The following is a 5,972-nucleotide window of genomic DNA, read 5'->3' as shown; positions in this document are numbered from 1 at the left end:
TTTTAGGGTTAAGTTATTTATGGACTGGTTCTCTTAATGGAGTTAAGTTACAGATTTGGGGGACGTGGCTTTTTTATGCGGTTTTAGTGGATTTAGGTGATGCTGTAGCCTCGGAGCTTTCTTTACCCTTTGACCGCATCTCTTTAGAGATGATTTATCGAGGTCTCTATCATTTTTATGTTGCTCATGACAAAGGATTAGCTTCTGACCCAGTTAAGTATTTTGCTGCCCCAGAGAATCAGGATTTAGGTATCGTCAAACAGCAGCGAAAACCCAAGGTCAAACTTATTGTTGCTCCTTTTCCTGACCGACAAAAGGGTCAGTCTGAGTTTTTCTTCAAGCCTTTTTCGTCAACCCCCTTGACAATTGGCATACAGGCTTAAGTTGTCACCGATGTACGGCTCCTCATCATAGGAACCATTGTCGCTGGTACCTCTAAAACGGGTTTTCATCTAACTCTAAGGCGTTGACTTTTTTCCCGTGTTTGGCATCGTGGCAGGTTAGGTGTAGTAATTCCAGATTTTCATCCTTGTTATTTCCACCCAGTGCGCGTGGTAGTATGTGATGCATTTCCATTGAATCCCCAGGTCTGAAGGTAAGACCACAATGAGCGCATTTCCCTTTTTGCTTTCTCAAAAGCCTTCCCGATTGAGCTGGCATTTCAGGATGTTCTCTCATTCTGGTGCTCCAATAGATTAGGTCTCCATCGTAGGGACTTCTGGTATCTTGGATTTTTTTATGCCTTATTATTTCAGTTTTGGCATGTTTTGGGAGGTAATTATCCTCATCTGCCATGAATATCCAATTATCCTCTCCGATGGTTCCCCAATATTTCTTGTTTACCCAGGTTTTGGTTTTCTTTGGGTGTCTTCTATATCCCCATCTTTGGAGTTTGTTCCAGAGCATGTAACCTAAATCTTGGAAGGTTTCTTTGCTACAGACTCCTCTGTAGTAGTTGCACCATCCGCGTATAATAGGTTTGAGGTGTTTGATTAAAGCCTCTTGAGGAGCGGCTTTATGTCTGTCGATGACTTTTGAAAGCCGCTCGAAATGTTCTAGAATTGCATCCTTAGATGGTTTGATGATGGTTTTAAAGCCTTGTTTAGAGTGGTTTTTGCCTACTTTGTACTGACGGATATTAAATCCAAGGAATTCAAATCCGTTAAAGGTATAGGTCATTTTGGTTTTGCTAGGCTTTAATTCCAGACCCATGTCATGTAGCCAATTATTGATGACTTCAAGGCATTCTTCTATCACTTTTTGGTCTTGGTGTAGGATGACAAAATCGTCGGCATATCTGATTAGAGCTAGTCCCTTTTTATAGTGGGTTTTCTTGCCTTTTACAGAATTTGCGTAATCCCATATGGCCTGTTCCATTCCGTGGAGGGCTATATTCGCGCTTTAGTGGAGAGATAACTCCACCCTGAGGGGTGCCCTCATCTGTAGGTGAGAATGTCCCACTATCCATCACACCGGCTTTTAGCCAGGACTTTATTAAGCGTCTCATGGATGGATAGGTATTCAGTTTAGTTAGAAGTGCATCGTGATTGATTTTATCGAAGCATTTGGCTATGTCAGCATCAAGTACCCATTTGGGCTTTTGTTTGATGCTATTGAATATTGCTTCGATGGCATCATGACATGAACGTCCTGGTCTGAACCCATAGGAGTTGGGTTCAAATTTTGCTTCCCATTCAGGTTCTAATGCCTGTTTGGCAAGTGCCTGGAGAGCGCGGTCATACATGGTTGGGATACCCAATGGTCGCTTTTCCTTCCGTCCAGGTTTAGGAATCCATACCCTTCTGGTTGGTTGGGCTTTCTTAGAAACTTTTAGGTTGGAGACTAAAGTAAGCCGTTGTTTTGGTGTTAATGATTTGACCCCATCTACTCCAGCAGTCTTCTTCCCTTTGTTCTCCTGGGTTACCCGTCTGACCGCAATCATCTTGGCCGACCAGGACTTTATCAGAGTCTTTTGCAACTTTCTTACCACGCGGACATCACCACGTTGAGAGGCTTGATATATTCGTTTTTGCAACTTAAAGACATTCTTTTCTAGCTTCCGCCAGTTGACTTTCTTCCATTCCGACTGTGGGGCGAATCCCCGAGTTTTAGACATTTTCATTGCTACTTACAACTACATCTTTTCCTATAACGTGAGTCCGTCAGCATATCCTGGGCATTACCCTAGGCTTTGGCTTCTGACTCAATCTTGCCCTCATATGACATGCGGCTAACTACCTACTCAGTAATCGACCTTACTGAGAGTACATATGAGAGTTATTTCGTTCCTGATAACCATTCTTTGAACTTTTAGGGTGGTACTTTTCACCGGGAACTGTTTGGGAAATCCATTACAAAGGGGAGGAACTTTGTAATCCTAATTCCGTTGAGTTTTTCTCCGTAGCGTGTCAAACCTTTTTTCGCTACATCTCTGTGACGATGATTCAAACGTACCTTTCTCTCGTACCCATGAGTTCTTTGCCTATTGTTGACACCGGTCAGGTTAAGGGTGTTCCAATATTCGACCCTTGCATTAACCCATAGGTTTGTTAGTTCCTATGAATCAGGGTAGGGCTGTCACTCGGATTTCATGAGGGTCAGAAGTTACCGAAAGAATAGTGCAGCCTTTATGGTCAGCAGGTTAGGCATCATAGGAGTAAGGTTTTGTACTAAGGCTGCACTATTCTAAGGTTTTGTCTCCGGGATGGTTTTTCACCACCATGGTTATCAAGTTGTCAGGGTTCATTGAACCAAGCAGCTAATCCCCCAAAACCCTTGTAGGGTAAAGGTTTCTAGCTAACGAATCGCACCCTCTCCTTCAAAACCGTACGTGAAGGTTTCCCCTCATACGGCTCCTAGATATCCTGACCTTTCGGTCTGCCCCCATGGATGAGTTGATCACAACTCCGATGTACGGCCATTAGGTTCTTTGGTTTCCAATTGTCGTGGTTTCCATCTATGTGATGGAGGTGTACAGATTCGTTACCTATGAACCTTAGTCCGCAATGTCCACAAGAATGGTTCTGTTTCTTCAAGGCATCTGCTGTAGCATTGTCGTAGAGTTTGCTGTTTCGCTGACTCCAGTAGACTAAGTCTCCGTCATAAGGGGACTTAGTCCCTTTGACCGACACATGCTTGTTTTCGGAGTATCCTACCTTTGGGAATGCTTTCTTGATTAGCCTTTCGGCCTCTGTTCTATCGATTTTCTTTTCCTTCAAAAATTTGCGGTGTGCTGATTTATTAGCAAACCATAAACTATTTCGAGAACCGTCCATCTTGCCATTCCGATGGTAATTCCTCCAGCCCCTGACAATAGGGGCTAATTTTTCTGCCTTGACTTTAGCACCATAATTCGAGCTGTTGGCTACGGCTTTAATCTTCTTCCGGATTGCTTCGTAGTTATCCTCTGAGGGAATGCTCCTAAACTTTCCGTTTTTCTGGAGGAGGAAGTTCCAGCCCAGGAAGTCAAATCCGTCTGTCGTTTTGGTTATCCTGGTCTTTTCTTCACTAATTTCCATCCCGCGTTTCGCTAAAAAGGCTTTAATTTTATTCAATACCTTTTCGGCGTTGTCTTTTGGCTTTAGGAAAATCACCAGATCATCCGCAGATCGGACGCTAGGGTGAATGGCCTCTATTCCATCAAGTGCGATGTTGGCGCTTTTGTGGGCTGACTACTCCTCCCTGGGGCGTTCCTTGTTCAAGGAATTCCGGATTGATGCCAGCTAATAGACATCTGAATATCCCCATTTTCAGACTAGCTGGGGCTAGCAATCTATCCATGATGGATTTGTGGGAGATGCGGTCAAAACACTTTTTGATGTCTAGTTCTATTACTCTTTTCTGGATGCCGTTTTTTCGGGAATTTAGGTTATTGAATATGTATTTTTGGGCATCGTGGGCGCTTCTACCAGTCCTAAACCCGTAACTCCGGGCGTGAAAGGTAGCTTCGTGCGCTGGTTCGAGTGCGAATTTTGCGCTTACTTGCCATGCTCTGTCCGCAATGGTTGGTACTTTTAGAATCCTTACTTTTCCATTCTTTTTAGGGATTGGAATTTCACGGAGACCGGAGTGTTTCCAGTCGAGGGCGTTTTGCCTCAATTCTTCTAATAGTTCTAACCGTTCTTGGTATCTGAGGGCGGTTTTGCCATCTATACCTGCGGTCTTTTTGCCCTGATTTAGCTGTGTCACTTGACGGATGGCCAGGAGTTGAGCCGAGCGGGATTTCAGAATCAGTTTCTGTATAGACCGAGCTTTCCTCAAGTCACCAGCTTGAACCGCTTTATATACTCTTCGCTGTAGGCGGAATAGGTTTCGGCGGAGTTGTTTCCACTTTTGTCCTTTCCAAAGTTCACTGTGTCTGTTCACGTGTCTAACCATACTCTCCATTGATTCGTATATTCTGGATACCCGCAGGCAGTTTCCGCCTGCATCCTACCCGACAGTGGGGATTAAGTAATGCCTTACTTACCGAAGGTACGACCTTCCTTCAGACCCGGTATTGCTGTCGTTTTTACTCGTTCCATTTCCCAGATTGTTTTGGTGATTTAGGGCGGTTCAATTTGCCTGACACCTTCTCGGAGATTGCAGTTAGCAAGGCAAAACCACTGCGAGAATATTTCTTGGTCGGTGTCGCCGGTCGCACATTGTTTAATTCAGGTTGTGGCCGGGACTTTAAGACACTTTTTTAGAACCAGTTTGCCCAGTGTCACATTAAACTAAGCCGGTGAGTCGCCTCACCGACTCGTCTTCAGAACCGTACGTGACAATGCACGCATCATACGGCTCGTCATTATAGGAACCGTTGTCATTGGTACCTCTAGAACGGGTTTCCATCTAACTCTGTAGTATCGATTGTTGTCCCATGCTTGGTATCGTGGCAATGTAGGTGTAACAGCTCTAGATTTTTGTCTAGGTCGTTTCCACCCTTAGCGCGTGGTATTATGTGATGTGTTTCCAATAAATCTCCATCTCTGAAGGTAAGACCACAGTGAGCGCATTTCCGGAAACGAAACCTTAGATAGGGTCGCCTTACTACAAAAGACTTCAACCTTTTACGCATAACCTACCAACTATAAAGGCTCCACTATCTTACGGTAACTTCAAACCCTTGTTGCCTTTTCAAAAGTCTTCCCTTATTAAACTAAGCCAGTGAGTCACCCCACTGACTCGTCTTCAAAACCGGACGTGAGACTTTCACCTCATCCGGCTCCTCATCAAACGGAACCATTGTCATTGGTACCTCTAAAACGGGTTTTCATCTAACTCTTTGGCGTTGACTTTTGTCCCGTGTTTGGCATCGTGGCAATGAAGGTGTAGTAATTCCAGATTTTCATCTTTGTTAGTTCCACCATTAGCGCGTGGTAAGATGTGATGCATTTCCATTTCGTCTCTATCCCTAAAGGTAAGACCACAGTGGGAGCACTTCCCTTTTTGCCTTTTCAAAAGTTTTGCCTTCTGAATGGTAGTTTCGGGATGTTTACCCATTCTGGTACTCCAGTAGATTAAATCGCCATCGTAGGGACTTCTGGTTTCTTTGACTTTTCTGTGCCGAACAATAGGTATTTTGGCATGTTTGGGCAAGTAATTATCTTGCCCGGTCATGAACATCCATTTGTCTTTCCCGATGGTTCCCCAATATTTCTTGGTTACCCAGGATTTCGATTTCTTGGGATGCCTCCTATATCCCCATCTTCGGAGTTTTTTCCATAGCATATGCCCTAAAGTATTGAAGGTTTCCTTACTACAGACTGAACTATAAGCTGTTCGGCATTTAAATTGGTATAATAAAAATTAATAAATAACCCAATAATAGGAAATATGCCAGCAAAAAATTATCTGACACAAGAGCAAAAAACAATACTTCAAAAAGCCTTAAAAATAGAAGAAAATGGAAATATTAGAGAACGTATTTTAATTTTGCTGTTGTTGAATAGTGGAAAAACACAGTTAGAAATTGCTGAAGTTTTGGGTTG

The 5,972-nt window shown here is 43.6% G+C and carries 2 protein-coding genes and 5 pseudogenes; 2 read left to right on the top strand and 5 right to left on the bottom strand.

Annotation, left to right across the window (positions count from 1 at the left end; genetic code table 11):
- Window positions 1–383, top strand: a pseudogene (locus tag F6K20_RS21330) (IS4 family transposase); the annotation flags it as partial.
- A 52-nt stretch (window positions 384–435) separates the two neighbouring features.
- On the opposite strand, the pseudogene ltrA reads toward F6K20_RS21330, so the two are convergent.
- The 5 genes and pseudogenes from ltrA to F6K20_RS21305 all read right to left on the bottom strand — a co-directional run.
- Window positions 436–2,116, bottom strand: a pseudogene (gene ltrA / locus F6K20_RS21325) (group II intron reverse transcriptase/maturase).
- A 739-nt stretch (window positions 2,117–2,855) separates the two neighbouring features.
- A pseudogene (locus tag F6K20_RS40795) lies at window positions 2,856–4,377 on the bottom strand (reverse transcriptase domain-containing protein).
- Between the two features lie 439 nt (window positions 4,378–4,816).
- Window positions 4,817–5,059: an HNH endonuclease gene (locus F6K20_RS21315; protein WP_071986979.1), complete on the bottom strand. Its 243-nt coding sequence runs from the start codon at window positions 5,057–5,059 to the stop codon at window positions 4,817–4,819.
- A gap of 182 nt (window positions 5,060–5,241) precedes the next feature.
- The gene (locus F6K20_RS21310) at window positions 5,242–5,601 is read right to left on the bottom strand and encodes an HNH endonuclease (protein WP_353736798.1); all 360 of its coding nucleotides are present in this window, start codon (window positions 5,599–5,601) and stop codon (window positions 5,242–5,244) included.
- A gap of 42 nt (window positions 5,602–5,643) precedes the next feature.
- Window positions 5,644–5,745: pseudogene (locus tag F6K20_RS21305) on the bottom strand (group II intron maturase-specific domain-containing protein); the annotation flags it as partial.
- Window positions 5,746–5,817: 72 nt separating this feature from the next.
- Between F6K20_RS21305 and F6K20_RS21300 the strand changes: the two are divergent.
- A pseudogene (locus F6K20_RS21300) lies at window positions 5,818–5,972 on the top strand (IS630 family transposase); the annotation flags it as partial.

The sequence above is a fragment of the Moorena sp. SIO2C4 genome (assembly GCF_010672485.1).
Lineage (GTDB): Bacteria > Cyanobacteriota > Cyanobacteriia > Cyanobacteriales > Coleofasciculaceae > Moorena > Moorena producens.
The sequence above is the reverse complement of the archived record's forward strand: the minus strand, read 5'-3'. Positions and strand labels throughout refer to the sequence as shown.

Bases quoted from the DNA above. Each gene is read 5' to 3' on its own strand.
- F6K20_RS21315 (WP_071986979.1), bottom strand. From the start codon at position 5,059: ATGCGTAAAAGGTTGAAGTCTTTTGTAGTAAGGCGACCCTATCTAAGG.
- F6K20_RS21310 (WP_353736798.1), bottom strand. From the start codon at position 5,601: ATGACCGGGCAAGATAATTACTTGCCCAAACATGCCAAAATACCTATT.